Raw genomic sequence first — 12,735 nt, 5'->3', positions numbered from 1 at the left:
GCCGTTCCGGGTGGGACGGCTTTTTTTGTGCCATCCCGTAACCTAGGTAGGCATGGTGGTTGGGGTCGTGTTTGGCGGGGCTTGTAGCGGTGGTTCGTCGGCGAGTAGCTCGGCGCTGGTGGCAGCATCGGGGGCTATTGTTTTCCAAGCGGTTTGCTTAAGCTCGTCGAGGCGTTGCAAGGCCTCGGCCACGGTCGCATTGGCTTTGACTTTATCGAAGAAGCCCGTTTTGTTTCCAGCACGCACAAGAGCCTCCAAGGCAAACGGCAGAATCCAGCCGATGACATTGGTGGCGAGTGCACCGCGCAGGCCAAGGCGAAGCAACATGCGAGCCGCCATCCGCTCTAGCAATAGCGCCTTCACCGCGGGTACCGCTTTGTTGGACAGAAAATCAGCTACCAACTGGATATTCCCTTTCTGAACTTCGGCGCGCAACACCTCCTGCGCCGCATCGAGGGCATTCTGCGCAGTTTTGCGGAACAGACGGCCTGTTTGCCAGGCGGCTAGCCCAGTAGCATGAGCCGCAGTGCGCAGGGAAGGCAAAAGAAATGGCTTTTTCATGGATATAGATCGAAAAGCAATAAGCGCTAGGGGCAGCTAGGCTCAGCCCTTATAAACGGGAACGGACAGAGCTAGGCTACATTTTGCTAGGTAAAAGCTCAACTTACTGAAAGAGCAAACGTATTGCTAAAAAAGTGTAACGATTTATGAAACAGCTTCTTCTCTGTTTAATGTCGCTGCTATACATCGCAACCGGCATCAACCACTTTGTGCATCCTTCTTTCTACGAAGCCATCATGCCGTCCTGGATGCCTTGGCACGGGCCGCTGGTGTTGCTGAGTGGCCTCTGCGAAGTGTTTCTGGGGCTGTTTCTATTGCCAATTGCGACCCGGCGTCTTTCGGCGAGTCTAATCATCCTAATGCTGATCGTCTTCCTACCCGTGCACGTTCAAATGCTGGTAGACGCTTGGCACAGCCAGAGCCCTAACCTATGGGTACACATCCTGCGCATTCCTTTGCAGTTTGTCTTGATCTGGTGGGCCAAGCAGTATACGCGGCAAACGGGCGTATTTTATGAAGCAAGCGCCGTGGCCAAGGCCTAGGGAGCAGCTTACTATTCCCCTCATGAAAGCAGTCGTAGTAACGCAGCCGGGCGGGCCGGAAGTCTTGCAGGTGCAAGAAACTCCAATCCTCGCGCCGGCCTCCAACCAGCTAGTGATAAAAGTGCACGCGGCCGGTGTAAATCGGCCGGACGTGTTTTTACGCAAGGGCAAATATGGCGGTGCGCCCACAAAGCCGGGGCTAGTGCTAGGATTAGAAATTGCCGGCGAAGTTGCGGAAATTGGCACGGCCGTGACCCGCTGGCGGCCAGGAGATGCGGTGTGCGCCTTGGTTGCGGAAGGCGGCTACGCCGAATACACGGTGGTCGATGCGCGTCACTGCTTGCCTGTGCCCGCCGGGTGGAGCTTCGAAGAGGCGGCCTCCTTGCCCGAAACGGTATTTACTGTGTGGCACAATGTGTTTCAGAAAGGCCAACTCAAAAGCGGCGAAAATTTCCTGGTGCACGGTGGTAGCAGCGGCATTGGTATCACGGCCATTCAGCTAGCTGTGGCCCTAGGGGCAAAAGTGTTTGCCACGGCGGGCAGCGACGAAAAGTGCCAGGCCTGCGAAAAGCTAGGTGCCACGCGTTGTATCAACTACAACACCCACGACTTTGAGGCGGAGCTAAAAGACGAAGGCCTGGATGTCATTCTGGATATGATTGGCGGCGACTACATCGCCAAAAACATTCGGTTGCTACGCCCTGATGGGCGGCTGGAGTTTATTAATGCTATGCAGGGCCCCACCGCCGAAATTAACGTGATGGATATTATGGCGCGCCGCCTCACGATCAGCGGCAGCACCCTGCGCCCGCGCAGCGCCGACTTTAAAGCCGCGCTAGCTGCTGACATTGAACAGCATGTGTGGCCATTGCTAGCAGCGGGTGCATTTAAACCGATGATTCATAAAGTGTTTCCACTAGCCGAGGCAGCCGAGGCGCACCGCCTCATGGAAAGCAGCGCGCACATTGGCAAGATCATGCTGCGGATATAGCGACCCAGCGTACCACGTCACTCTATCCACAGTGGTCTTCGATTACTTAGCCTACCTAGCCCGTTCGTTCGACGGGATAAGGCAATAAGTTGCGTCCTTACGCAGCCAGGAAATCGGGGATGACCTTCAAGCAAACAGGAGCTTGCAATTCGATGTTAACCCCAGTGGGCGTGAGCTTGCCCGTTTTGCTATCGACGTGGTAAGTGGCGATGTTGTTGGTGTTCTGGTTGCCAACCAAAGCTAGGCGGCCGCTTGGGTCGAGAGTGAAGTTGCGGGGGTATTTCCCTTGCGTATCAGCGTGCTGCACAAGCGTGAGCTTGCCGCTTTTTTGATCGATGGCATAAACCACGATGCTGTTGTGGCCCCGGTTTGAGCCATAGAGGAATTTGCCGTTGGGCGAGACGTGAATATCAGCGCAATAACTCTCGCCTGTATACCCAGCCGGAAGGGCCGATAAGGTTTGTAGCTCAACGAAAGTGCCTTTGGCCGCATCGTAGGCGAGCGCCGTGACGGTGGAGTTGAGCTCATTAATTAGGTACGCCCACCGATTATTGGAGTGGAATGTGAGATGGCGTGGACCGGCACCAGGCGCTGTGGTGAAAGCCGTAATGGCGTTTGTCGAAAATTTGCCATTGGCCGGATCCAATGGATACGCTAGCACCTTATCGATACCTAGGTCGACGGCTAGGCCAAACTTATTGCGCGGGTCGGCGAAGAAGCAGTGAGCGTGCGGATTGCTCTGGTTTTTGTGCGGGCCCGAGCCTGTGTGCTGCACAGTGGTAGCCGGCGCGCCGAGCTGACCATTGGCCTGCACGGGCAACGAGCAAATGCTGCCGCCAGCGTAGTTAGCTACCAGTATCTCTTTATTGGTGTGGTCGAGGCTGATGTAGCAAGGGCCGGGGCCGAAAGATGACTGCTCGTTGAGCAGCGTTAAGCCACCCGTCTTTTTATCAATGCTATAGGCGCGAATGGAGCCGCTTTTGCCACCCTGGTATTCGTTGGTTTCGTTGACCGTGTACAGGAAACGCTGCTGTGGGTCGAGCGTGAAATACGTTGGGTTTGCTCCGGCTTTCGTGGCCCCAACGCGGGTGAGGATACCCGTCGTGGCATTGAGGCGGTAGAGAAAAATGCTTTCAGCGTCGGGTTGGGAAAAGGTGCCCACGTACACCAGATACGTTTGTTCTTGCTTCGCCAAGGCAGCGGCCTGCGCCGCAAATGGCAGAGCTGCCACACCTAGGCCTGTTAATTTTAAAAAGTTGCGGCGCGAATAGGAAGGTTGGCTCATACAGAAGTAGGAAAATTGGCTTGCGTAAGGATTGGCAATATAGCTAGCTCCCTTTTAGAATGCATGTGCCCGTTTCGATGCCCCCAGTGCCTAACTATTGTGTTGCGGCCAGCCACGGCCACGTACCGGCCCGTCGTCCTCGACAGCCAACCAGCTGCTAGTAGAACAAGCTGCTAGAACGGTTCTCGTACCCCTAGCTCGTGCTGCTGAATGCAACAATACCGTTCAGCCGCGCTTAAACGCGGCGTGTTCGACGGCGGGCGAAACATAAGCTTCACCTTGCACCCTATCTAGCTGCGGCCTAATCCTTGTACCTTTGCTCTCAACCGCAACTTTAGCCCGCTGCCGCTGGTTTTTAGCATATGAACAAGACGTATTGCCCTAGCCTCACCGAGTACAAACGCCGCCTCAGCCGGGAAGTTAAAATCGGGGATGTGCCCATGGGCGGACTCAACCCGATTCGGGTGCAGAGCATGACCACCGTTGATACGATGGACACCCTAGGTTCGGTGGAGCAAACCTTGCGCATGGTCGAAGCCGGCTGCGAATACGTGCGCATCACGGCGCCCAGCGTGAAGGAGGCACAGAACCTGCTCGAAATCAAGAAGGAGCTGCGCAAGCGGGGCTGCAACGTGCCGCTTATCGCCGACATTCACTTCACGCCCAACGCCGCCGAACTCGCCGCGCGCATCGTGGAAAAAGTGCGCGTGAACCCCGGCAACTACGCCGACAAGAAGAAGTTCGACATCATTGAGTACACCGATGCTAGCTACGCTGCTGAGGTCGAGCGTATTCGGGAACGGTTTCGGCCACTGGTGCAGATTTGCAAGCAGTACGGCACCGCCATGCGCATCGGCACGAACCACGGCTCCCTGTCCGACCGGATTTTGTCGCGCTACGGCGATACGCCGCTGGGCATGGTGGAGTCGGCGCTGGAGTTTTTGCGGCTGTGCGAGGAAGAAAACTACTACGACGTGGTGTTGAGCATGAAGGCCAGCAACACGCAGGTGATGGTGCAAGCCTACCGCCTGCTGGTGCAAAAGCTTGACGAAGAAGGCCTGCAACCGTACCCGCTGCACTTAGGTGTCACGGAAGCCGGCGAAGCCGAAGACGGCCGCATCAAGAGTGCCGTGGGCATCGGAACGCTGCTGGAAGACGGCATCGGCGACACCGTGCGCGTGTCGCTCACCGAAGCGCCCGAAGCTGAAGCACCCGTGGCCAAAATGCTGATTGACCGCTACACGAACCGCGCCGCCGAAACCAAGCCGATGGCGCCGGTAGTCGGGGAGGAGCCGATTGACCCGTTCCAGTACTTCCGCCGCTACACCCGCGAGGTGCTGAACCTAGGTGGCCAGAACGTGCCGCGCGTCATTGTTGATTTGTCGCGCCTGCCCTCGGTGGAGTACGCCGACCTGCGCTGCGCCGGGCATTTGTATTCGGCCTTCCTGGATAAGTTTCAGATGAACGACCTAGGTGCCGACTACCTGTACAGCGGTCAGCGCCCGGTGCCATTTATGCTGCCCAATGGCCTCAAGGAAATCGTGGATTACAGCGCCTGGCTCGATGCCGGCCAGCGGGCTGAGCACTTTCCGGCCCTCGCGCCCGCTGAGTACGCCGTAGCCGCCGCCCGCCACCCGCAGCTGAACTTCGTGTTTCACACCCTAGGTTCGCTCACGCCCGCGGCCTTGGATCAGCTCCGCGCCGACAGCACCGCCGTGGTGATTCTGCACACCGACAATGCCCACGCCATGCCCGAAATCCGGCGGGCGTTCTTCGAACTGATTAATGCCGGCGTAAGTTGCCCGGTGATTATCAAGCGCGAATACCCGGCGCTGCAAGCCGAGCAAACCCAACTCTACGCCGCCACCGATGTAGGTGGCCTGCTCCTCGACGGCCTCGGCGACGGGGTGGTACTGAGCACCGAGCTGCTCCCCGAGCGCAGCAAAGACGAGTGGCTCATCACCCTCGACCAGCTCAACCAGCTCAGCTTCGGCATCTTGCAAGCCGCCCGCACGCGCATGAGCAAGACCGAGTACATCAGCTGCCCGAGCTGCGGCCGTACCCTGTTCGACCTCCAGGAAACCACCGCCATGATCCGCAAGCGCACCGACCACCTGAAGGGCGTAAAAATCGGCATCATGGGCTGCATCGTGAACGGTCCCGGCGAAATGGCCGACGCCGACTACGGCTACGTGGGCGTGGGCAAAGGCAAAATAGCTCTCTACCGCGGCCAGGAAGTCATCAAGAAATCCGTCCCTGAAGCGCAAGCTGTGGATGACTTAATTGAGCTGATGCGCGAGGATGGCAAGTGGATTGAGCCAGTGAAGTTGGAAGAGCCGGTAGGAGCGTAACTATCTTGAAGAAGATAAAGAAATGGGATTGAACATCACAGTTCAATCCCATTTCTTTGCTTTGTCAAATGTATAATATGTTAGACTTCTTTCTAATTGATGACAGTCAACCTAAGCCAAACCGAAACTCTAAACTAGAGCATATCGGAGGTATTGAGGATGAATTATTTTATCAATTACGGAGTGAGAGTATAATTGACTCTTGGTTTGATTATTACAGCGACTTTCGTTGGGGAAGCGAGATTGTGGCTCGTATATTTTTGAAGTTACAACAGAGGCCCAAATCAGCAACTTTACAGAAAGAAGAGAAGGCGTTTTCTACTATTCTGCAAAAGGCTATTGATGCGAAATCAGGAGTGCTGGCCTTTGGTGATTAGGGCAAATTGTTGATTGATATGTAGAAAATATGGAAGCTAGAGCAATTGATATACTAAAGAAAATAAGTAGCTTAGTCTTTGAAGCAAAGTGCTTTAGTAGGCTTAAAACAATTTATGATTCGGAGCCTGAATCTTGAAAAAAAGAAATAGGATTTCCAAGTTTAAACTACATCGAAATCAATGGTCCAGTTCATATTAGCGAAGTAGAATGGTTTGATATTGATCCGGTCCAAATAGAGCATGTCGGAAGATTAGTAAAGCCTAGAATCGTTAATCATCAAGTTAGTTTGTCTTCTGCTTTGGAGAAAATAGATGTGAATTATATTATTGTTGATGGTTTAATTAGAGTATATGTAAGAGAGCTAGATGGCAATTAAAAGAAATGCTTGTTAAGTAATAAAAACAGTTCATTTTTGCTTTAAGTATACCTGCCATATCCTATAGCTTACATGATACTATTCTTCAACAATTCGATTTCGATCCTACACGTGGTCGTTTGGTGGTGATAGTTTGGGAGAAGATAGTAGATAGTACAAGCATTATTTGGCGGCAACTGACTATTTTAGGTATTAGGAATATTAAAGAAGTTGAGCGATACCCAAAGAGAACTGATGCTACCTTTAGTAAAAGAAAACGCAGAGAGCTAGGCTACCGGATAGAGGGGTTGAAGTACTGTGATAAACCTAAGTCTGAGATAAGGAACTTGTACCTGTCATTAGATATTGACCATTTAGGTATACTGATGATAAACTGTGCAAAGTTTACCCTTCAAGTTATAGATAGTAGAGACGTAGAAGTTAAAACATAACCGCCTCTCATCCGTCTACCAAACTATGAAGATCAAAGCTATTGTAACCGGCGCGACCGGTATGGTGGGAGAGGGAGTGCTGCACGAATGCCTGAACCACCCCGAGGTGGAGCAGGTGCTAGCCATTAGCCGCAAGCCGAGCGGCGTGACACACCCGAAGCTGCGCGAAATCGTGCACGCTGATTTCCAGAATCTGACACCGATTCAGGATCAACTTACCGGCTATGACGCCTGCTTTTTCTGCCTAGGTGTGTCGTCGGTGGGCATGAAGCAGCCGGAGTACCGTCGCCTGACTTACGACCTCACCCTGCACTTTGCCGAAACGCTGCTACCCCGCAACCCCGACCTCACGTTCTGCTACGTGTCGGGCGCTGGCACCGATAGTACGGGGCACGGTCGCAGCATGTGGGCCCGCGTGAAAGGCCAGACGGAGAACAAGTTGCTGGAGCTAGGTTTTCGCCAGGCCTACATGTTCCGACCCGGTTTTATGAAGGCGACGCCGGGCCTAAAGAACGTGCTGCCCATGTATAAGTACATCAACTGGCTGTACCCGATCCTTCGCAAAGTCACGCCGCAATACGTATCTACGCTGCAAGAGCTAGGGTTGGCCATGATCAATGCCGCGCGCAAAGGCTACCCAAAGCCGGTGCTCGAGGTACCAGATATTGTGACGCTGGCCAAAGGCTAGGTGCCTGAGGTACCTAGCCCAAGTGGTAGCTGTTATGGAGTGAAGATTAGTATGAAAGGGCGCTTGCTGACACTGCCAGAGCTAAGCTTAGTGCTCTTTGTGCTGCGCGAAAACCCGGCTGCGGAGAAGTTTCTTACGTGGCTGCCTACCACTGAGGTGCACGACCTAGCCGATGGCGGTATGGGCAGCTTACGGTTTGTGAGCGACAAGGAAGGTCGGCGCTTAGGGCGAAAAATAGCAGAAACCCAGTTCCTGGACGAGGATGGTGTGCCGGTATTAGTGTCGCTTTATCTCGACCAAGAAGGTGCGCTCTATGAGCTAGATAGCTGGAAAACAGATTACTCGCCCTTAAAGCGCATACCGCTTTTCTGAGCTAGCTTCGCGTTACTGGCACTTCTCTTTGCGTCGCGTGTCGATGATGTGGGCGATTTTCCAGCCGTCGGGATACTTCACCAGCTGAAAAGAGTTGTAGCCGCAGTGGCTGAACTTGCTGCCTAGGTAGAACTGGTAGGGCGTCCAGACGCTGGCTAGGTTGGCGTCGAGGAGCACCCGCTCGAAGGTGATGCGCTCGTCCCACACCTCCGCGTGCGGCGTACCGACGGCTTTCAGGAAGGCGTAGGTCTGCTCGACGCCGAGTTGCGTGGTACCGTTGCGGTTGCTGATGGTGTGCAAGACCACCCCCGGAGCTAGGGTACTGCGTACCAATGTACTGTCGCCGCGCCGCATGCCATCGAAGAACGTCGTGACCGTCTTCTTAACTGCTTCGGTTTCGCGGGGAGAGGCTGGCTGCTGGGCAAATGCGGCACTGCATGGAACAAGCACAAGCAGGAGTTTTTTCATAGACCTAGGTGTGGCGCCGGAGGCTAGCGGCAAACAAGTATAATGCAAAAAGCGGAAGCCATTAGGCCTCCGCTTTGCAGTAGAGTGACAAGAACAGGGCGACAGGTTACTGCCGCGCCACCCGGTAGATCACGCCGTTGGTATCATCCGACACGAGCAGCGAACCGTCGCGGTTCACGGCCAGCCCGACTAAGCGGGCGAAGTGGGAGCGGTCATTGTTCACCAAAAAACCCGTCAGAAAATCATCGAAACGAACTGGCTGCCCGTTTTCGAAGTGCACGCGCACCACTTTGTAGCCCGAGGGTTTGCTGCGGTTCCAGGAACCACGCATGGCCACAAAGGCATCGTTCTGATACTCAGCCGGGAATTGGGAGGCCGTGTAGAAGACCATGGCCATGGGGGCAGAGTGAGCTTGGTAGGTTAAGGTAGGTTTGGTGGTTTTGGCCGCGTATTCCGCGTACGTCATGTTGTCGGGCCGGTCGCCGGGGTTATACTTACCCTCGCCGTAGATGTAGGGCCAACCGTAGTCGGCACCCTGCGTGATTTTGTTTAGCTCCTCTTTTTGCTCGTCGTCGCCAAGCCAGTCAATGCCGTGGTCCATGCCCCAGAATTCTCGCGTTTGGGGGTGCCAGCCAAAGCCGATGGTATTGCGCAGCCCTTTGGCAAAAATGCGCCGACCAGAGCCGTCGGGGTTAGCGACCAGCATGGTAGCTAGCTCGGGGTTGGGCTCGGGGCAGGAGTTGCAGGTGCTGCCCACCGACAGGTAAAGCTGTCCGTCGGGGCCGAAGGCTAGGGTGCGGTTGGGGTGCTGGCCGCCGTCTGGGAGGTCATTGAGCAGCTGACGCGGGGCACTCAGGGTGCCATCCATGTTGATGTCGGCTACATACAACTCCTTCACCGCTACAATGTAAAGCTTGCTGCCTTGCACAGCTAGGCCGTGGGCCTGCTTAATCGTCGCCACTACCTGCTTGCGTTCTGCCACACCGTCGTTGTTGGTGTCCTGCAACAGAGTCACCGTGCCCGCATCCCGATCCGAAACGTACACATGACCGGCGCTGGTTACGGCCATAATACGCGGTTTACCAATGCCTTCCGCAAACTTATTCACCGCGAAGCCCGCGGGTACTTTCAACTGCTCCACGTTGGTTGTGGTGGCCGACGTGAGAGCCGGATAGAAGACGTAGCCTTTGATCTGGGCCGACGTAGGCGTTTCATCCGTTTCGGGAATGACGGTTTCAAAGTCGTCCTCGTCGCTGTCTTTGTCGCAGGCAGTCAGGCCGCCCAGCGACAATAGTAAGGCTAGGGTAAGTTTCGTCCAGGTTTTCATAGGCAGGTAAACGGTTTGGATAAGATGGGTTAAGCGGAAGCGTAGATCGGCTAATCAACTTCATCTATTATTCATCTAAACACGTTAACGGCTACTGCTTACTTTGGTTAGAACAAGGTTGGGGCGAAAAGCCGACGCAAACATCTCAACAAATTGTGCCGCCAAGTCCAGTGTGGCTACCCTCGCGGCGGCTGGAATATCATTAAAATTATGGGCTACCATCCGAGAGGAAGGAGACAGAAAGTAAATTTGTACTCTTGGAAGCGGCTGTGAGCCGGTCTTTCGCTTTTGTTTTGCTCGTACCACCCATGGAAATTCGTCGCACGTTCGACATACTGACGCACCTCACCACCCGCGCCCCGCAAGCTAACTGCTTAGTAGCCAAAACAAACGGTAAGTGGCAGCCGCTAAGCGCCCAGCAGGTACAGGAGCAAGCCAACCTCGTGAGCCTAGGTCTGCGCCAGCTCGGCGTAGAGGCTGGCGACAAGGTGGCGATTATCTCCGCCAACCGCCCCGAGTGGATGCTGGCCGATTTTGGCATTGCGCAGCTCGGCGCCGTGAGCGTGCCCATGTACCCCACTATCACGGTGGATGACTACCGCCACATCTTCACCGACGCAGGGGTGAAAGTGGTGCTGGTGTCTGATCAGAAGCTGCTGGCGCGCGTGCACAAGGCCACCGAGGAGCTCCCCGAAGCGCCCGAGCACGTCTTCACCTTCGAAAAGATAGTGGGCACCCGTCACTTCGGCGAACTGTTGTCAATGGGTAAGCTAGGTAGCTTGGAAGAGCTGGAAGCGGAAAAGGCTGCCGTGCAGCCCGATGATCTGCTCACGCTCATCTACACCTCCGGCACCACGGGCCGCCCCAAGGGCGTGATGCTGTCGCACGACAATGTGCTCAGCAACTGCCGCGACCTAACCAGCTATCTGCCGTTGCCGGCGCAATCGAAGGCACTGAGCTTCTTGCCCTTGTCGCACGTGTTTGAGCGCACTGCTACCTTTCTCTACCTCATCCTAGGCTTCTCAATCTACTATGCCGAGAGCGTGGAGCGCATCGCCGACAACTTGCGCGAAGTGCAGCCGCAGGTATTTACCACCGTGCCGCGCCTGCTGGAGAAGATCTACGACAAGATCGTGGCTACGGGCTCGAAGCTGACCGGCGTGAAGAAAAGCCTGTTTTTCTGGGCCTTAAACCTAGGGTTGAAATACGACACGCAGAAGGACCTAGGTTTCTTCTATAACAAACAGCTCGCGCTTGCCAATAAGCTCATCTTCAGCAAGTGGCGCGAGGCGATGGGCGGTAAAGTAGAGTTCATTGTATCGGGGGGCGGGGCGCTGCAACCACGCTTGGCGCGGGTATTCTGGGCGGCGGGCATTCGGGTGATGGAAGGCTACGGCCTCACCGAAACCTCGCCCGTTATTGCTGCTTGTCGCCCTGAGCCGGAGAACAACTACATCGGCACCGTAGGCCCGGTGCTGCCCCACGTGGAAGTGCAGATTGCCCCCGACGGCGAAATTCTGACCCGCTCGGCCTCGGTGATGAAAGGCTACTATAATCGCCCCGACCTTACGGCCGAAGCCATCGACGCCGAGGGCTGGTTCCATACCGGCGACATCGGTGAGTTTGTGGAAGGGCGCTTCCTGAAAATTACCGACCGCAAAAAGGAGATGTTTAAGACGTCGAATGGCAAGTATATCGCCCCGCAAGTCATTGAATCGAAGCTCTCGGAGTCGCCGCTGATTGAGCAGGTGATGGTGGTGGGGGAAAACCAGAAGTTTGCGTCGGCGCTGCTAGTGCCGGCCTTTGCCGAGCTGCGCGCCTGGGCCGAAAGCCACGGCCTGCCCACCAACCTTTCCGACGCGGCCCTGACGGCGCACGCGCAAGTACAGAAGCTATACGAGGGGCTGGTGCAGCAGTACAATGCCAGCTTCGCCACGTGGGAACAGGTTAAAAAGGTAGTGCTACTGCCGAATCTTTGGAGCATCGAAACCGGTGAGCTGACCCCAACAATGAAGGTGAAGCGCAAAGTGGTGACCGCCAATAACTTGCCGCGTATTGAGGCGTTGTACAACTAGCAATAAAAAGCTAGGTCGAGGCTAGAAGCTAAGCTCTCTTCCTTAGTGCAAGCAGGGGTTGGGGTGGTTTCAGTCGTTGGATGAGTAGCCAGCTTTCGTTTCTTAGCTTCAGCTGAACCACCTCAGCTTCTGCTGGCAATAAGGAGGCGGAGCTTGCTCGCTTCAGCTAAAATTAGCTAATAGTAATAGCTAAATTCGGTGATCTATTTAGCTTTCCAGCAAATCTTTCCGACCTTGCTGGTGTTATAAATGCGTACTAAAAGTCAACTGACATGAACGGCCGCAACCTGTTTAACCTCGGTGAAGTGTTTGGCTACTTCTTCCGCAAGCACGACCCAAACCGCAAAACCAACTTCAACCTGCGGACCATGCACTTCATCAACAAGCTCTCCATGAGCATGTTCCTGGTGTGCCTACTGGTGATGCTGTACCGCTTATTCACGCGCTAACAGCTGGTTGAAGCTTTCTGATTGATTATTCCTTGTTTCTAAAACGCCGGCCGCAAGTCGGCGTTCTGTTTATGAACATCGAAGACCTGCGCGACTATTGCCTCCTGAAGCTTGGCGTAACCGAAGACATGCCTTTCGGGGAAAGCACGCTTGTATTCCGGGTGGGCAGTAAGATCTTCTTACTCACCGACGTAAATACCTACGCAAGCGTCAACCTGAAGTGTGACCCGGAGCGCGCCACCCAACTCCGCGACGAGTTTGACTACGTGCTGCCGGGCTTTCACATGAATAAGAAGCACTGGAACACCGTGATCATCGGTACCGGCGTCACCGACCGGCAGCTTAAAGAGTGGGTTGACCACTCCTACGATCTGGTGCTGGCTTCGCTGCCAAAAGCCCAACGGGCTGCACTTGAGCAAGAGCCAGGGTAGTAATATGTTG

Annotated in this window: 14 protein-coding genes; 10 read left to right on the top strand and 4 right to left on the bottom strand. The window is 54.8% G+C overall.

Going from position 1 to position 12,735, the window contains the following annotated elements:
* Positions 1 to 42: 42 nt before the first annotated feature.
* Positions 43 to 561, bottom strand: coding sequence for a hypothetical protein (locus tag BXP70_RS09350; protein WP_086593757.1), 519 nt, complete (start codon positions 559 to 561; stop codon positions 43 to 45).
* A 170-nt stretch (positions 562 to 731) separates the two neighbouring features.
* On the opposite strand from BXP70_RS09350, the gene BXP70_RS09345 reads away from it, so the two are divergent.
* Together BXP70_RS09345 and BXP70_RS09340 are read left to right on the top strand one after the other, a co-directional pair.
* Positions 732 to 1,103, top strand: a complete 372-nt coding sequence (locus tag BXP70_RS09345; RefSeq protein WP_086593756.1) for a DoxX family protein — start codon at positions 732 to 734, stop codon at positions 1,101 to 1,103.
* 22 nt (positions 1,104 to 1,125) lie between these two features.
* Entirely contained in the window at positions 1,126 to 2,094 is a 969-nt protein-coding gene (locus BXP70_RS09340) for an NAD(P)H-quinone oxidoreductase (protein ID WP_086593755.1), read from the top strand.
* A 97-nt stretch (positions 2,095 to 2,191) separates the two neighbouring features.
* Here BXP70_RS09340 and BXP70_RS09335 read toward each other — a convergent pair whose 3' ends face one another.
* Positions 2,192 to 3,379 carry a lactonase family protein gene (locus BXP70_RS09335; protein WP_086593754.1) on the bottom strand — a complete coding sequence of 396 codons (1,188 nt, stop codon included), beginning with the start codon at positions 3,377 to 3,379 and terminating at the stop codon, positions 2,192 to 2,194.
* A gap of 362 nt (positions 3,380 to 3,741) precedes the next feature.
* Between BXP70_RS09335 and ispG the strand changes: the two genes are divergently transcribed.
* From ispG to BXP70_RS09310, 5 genes are all read left to right on the top strand, one after another.
* Positions 3,742 to 5,730 carry a (E)-4-hydroxy-3-methylbut-2-enyl-diphosphate synthase gene (ispG, locus tag BXP70_RS09330; protein ID WP_086593753.1) on the top strand — a complete coding sequence of 663 codons (1,989 nt, stop codon included), beginning with the start codon at positions 3,742 to 3,744 and terminating at the stop codon, positions 5,728 to 5,730.
* 68 nt (positions 5,731 to 5,798) lie between these two features.
* Positions 5,799 to 6,107, top strand: a complete 309-nt coding sequence (locus tag BXP70_RS09325) for a hypothetical protein (RefSeq protein ID WP_086593752.1) — start codon at positions 5,799 to 5,801, stop codon at positions 6,105 to 6,107.
* Between the two features lie 146 nt (positions 6,108 to 6,253).
* Positions 6,254 to 6,484, top strand: coding sequence for a DUF6678 family protein (locus BXP70_RS31020; protein WP_394334982.1), 231 nt, complete (start codon positions 6,254 to 6,256; stop codon positions 6,482 to 6,484).
* 456 nt (positions 6,485 to 6,940) lie between these two features.
* Positions 6,941 to 7,603: an NAD-dependent epimerase/dehydratase family protein gene (locus tag BXP70_RS09315; protein WP_086593750.1), complete on the top strand. Its 663-nt coding sequence runs from the start codon at positions 6,941 to 6,943 to the stop codon at positions 7,601 to 7,603.
* 51 nt (positions 7,604 to 7,654) lie between these two features.
* Positions 7,655 to 7,975: a DUF6984 family protein gene (locus BXP70_RS09310; protein WP_086593749.1), complete on the top strand. Its 321-nt coding sequence runs from the start codon at positions 7,655 to 7,657 to the stop codon at positions 7,973 to 7,975.
* Positions 7,976 to 7,987: 12 nt separating this feature from the next.
* Here BXP70_RS09310 and BXP70_RS09305 read toward each other — a convergent pair whose 3' ends face one another.
* Together BXP70_RS09305 and BXP70_RS09300 are read right to left on the bottom strand one after the other, a co-directional pair.
* Positions 7,988 to 8,443, bottom strand: coding sequence for a nuclear transport factor 2 family protein (locus BXP70_RS09305; RefSeq protein WP_086593748.1), 456 nt, complete (start codon positions 8,441 to 8,443; stop codon positions 7,988 to 7,990).
* Between the two features lie 106 nt (positions 8,444 to 8,549).
* The gene (locus tag BXP70_RS09300; RefSeq protein WP_086593747.1) at positions 8,550 to 9,770 is read right to left on the bottom strand and encodes a PQQ-dependent sugar dehydrogenase; all 1,221 of its coding nucleotides are present in this window, start codon (positions 9,768 to 9,770) and stop codon (positions 8,550 to 8,552) included.
* A 308-nt stretch (positions 9,771 to 10,078) separates the two neighbouring features.
* On the opposite strand from BXP70_RS09300, the gene BXP70_RS09295 reads away from it, so the two are divergent.
* The 3 genes from BXP70_RS09295 (at position 10,079) to BXP70_RS09290 (ending at position 12,725) form a co-directional block, all read left to right on the top strand.
* On the top strand, positions 10,079 to 11,845 hold the full coding sequence (locus BXP70_RS09295; protein ID WP_086593746.1) for an AMP-dependent synthetase/ligase: 1,767 nt from the start codon (positions 10,079 to 10,081) through the stop codon (positions 11,843 to 11,845).
* A 272-nt stretch (positions 11,846 to 12,117) separates the two neighbouring features.
* Complete coding sequence (locus BXP70_RS29870) at positions 12,118 to 12,294, top strand: DUF6728 family protein (protein WP_179197637.1); 177 nt, start codon at positions 12,118 to 12,120, stop codon at positions 12,292 to 12,294.
* A 71-nt stretch (positions 12,295 to 12,365) separates the two neighbouring features.
* Entirely contained in the window at positions 12,366 to 12,725 is a 360-nt protein-coding gene (locus BXP70_RS09290) for an MmcQ/YjbR family DNA-binding protein (protein ID WP_086593804.1), read from the top strand.
* Positions 12,726 to 12,735 lie beyond the last annotated feature (10 nt).

The sequence above is a fragment of the Hymenobacter crusticola genome (genome assembly GCF_002154225.1).
Lineage (GTDB): Bacteria > Bacteroidota > Bacteroidia > Cytophagales > Hymenobacteraceae > Hymenobacter > Hymenobacter crusticola.
Note: the sequence above shows the minus strand (reverse complement) of the source record. Positions and strands in the feature narration are given on the sequence as shown.

Bases quoted from the DNA above. Each gene is read 5' to 3' on its own strand.
- BXP70_RS09350 (WP_086593757.1), bottom strand. From the start codon at position 561: ATGAAAAAGCCATTTCTTTTGCCTTCCCTGCGCACTGCGGCTCATGCT.
- BXP70_RS09345 (WP_086593756.1), top strand. From the start codon at position 732: ATGTCGCTGCTATACATCGCAACCGGCATCAACCACTTTGTGCATCCT.
- BXP70_RS09340 (WP_086593755.1), top strand. From the start codon at position 1,126: ATGAAAGCAGTCGTAGTAACGCAGCCGGGCGGGCCGGAAGTCTTGCAG.
- BXP70_RS09335 (WP_086593754.1), bottom strand. From the start codon at position 3,379: ATGAGCCAACCTTCCTATTCGCGCCGCAACTTTTTAAAATTAACAGGC.
- ispG (WP_086593753.1), top strand. From the start codon at position 3,742: ATGAACAAGACGTATTGCCCTAGCCTCACCGAGTACAAACGCCGCCTC.
- BXP70_RS09325 (WP_086593752.1), top strand. From the start codon at position 5,799: ATGTATAATATGTTAGACTTCTTTCTAATTGATGACAGTCAACCTAAG.
- BXP70_RS09315 (WP_086593750.1), top strand. From the start codon at position 6,941: ATGAAGATCAAAGCTATTGTAACCGGCGCGACCGGTATGGTGGGAGAG.
- BXP70_RS09310 (WP_086593749.1), top strand. From the start codon at position 7,655: ATGAAAGGGCGCTTGCTGACACTGCCAGAGCTAAGCTTAGTGCTCTTT.
- BXP70_RS09305 (WP_086593748.1), bottom strand. From the start codon at position 8,443: ATGAAAAAACTCCTGCTTGTGCTTGTTCCATGCAGTGCCGCATTTGCC.
- BXP70_RS09300 (WP_086593747.1), bottom strand. From the start codon at position 9,770: ATGAAAACCTGGACGAAACTTACCCTAGCCTTACTATTGTCGCTGGGC.
- BXP70_RS09295 (WP_086593746.1), top strand. From the start codon at position 10,079: ATGGAAATTCGTCGCACGTTCGACATACTGACGCACCTCACCACCCGC.
- BXP70_RS29870 (WP_179197637.1), top strand. From the start codon at position 12,118: ATGAACGGCCGCAACCTGTTTAACCTCGGTGAAGTGTTTGGCTACTTC.
- BXP70_RS09290 (WP_086593804.1), top strand. From the start codon at position 12,366: ATGAACATCGAAGACCTGCGCGACTATTGCCTCCTGAAGCTTGGCGTA.